The following is a 314-nucleotide window of genomic DNA, read 5'->3' as shown; positions in this document are numbered from 1 at the left end:
GGTGAAGTCGTAACAAGGTAGCCGTATCGGAAGGTGCGGCTGGATCACCTCCTTTCTAAGGATTCTATACCAGTCGAGTGCTGGTAAGAAATGACGTTTTCGTTTCGCTCAGTTTTGAGAGGTCAAACTCTCTATTCGTTCTTTGAAAACCAGATAAGCAAGAGAAGAAACAAACCGAGAATCGTTCACCTTATGGATGATCCGTTATGGAGCACCATAAGAAACACAAACCTTTTGCAGGTTGATCTTTTAAAGATTAAGTTACAAAGGGCGCACGGTGGATGCCTTGGCACTAGGAGCCGACGAAGGACGGA

Annotated in this window: 1 rRNA gene; it reads left to right on the top strand. The window is 45.2% G+C overall.

Features of this window, described 5'->3' with window-relative positions:
• Nucleotides 1–55: ribosomal RNA gene (locus FS666_RS19535) — 16S ribosomal RNA — on the top strand; the annotation flags it as partial.
• Between the last annotated feature and the right edge of the window lie 259 nt (nt 56–314).

The sequence above is a fragment of the Siminovitchia fortis genome (assembly GCF_007681465.1).
Lineage (GTDB): Bacteria > Bacillota > Bacilli > Bacillales > Bacillaceae_C > Siminovitchia > Siminovitchia fortis.
The sequence above is the reverse complement of the archived record's forward strand: the minus strand, read 5'-3'. Positions and strand labels throughout refer to the sequence as shown.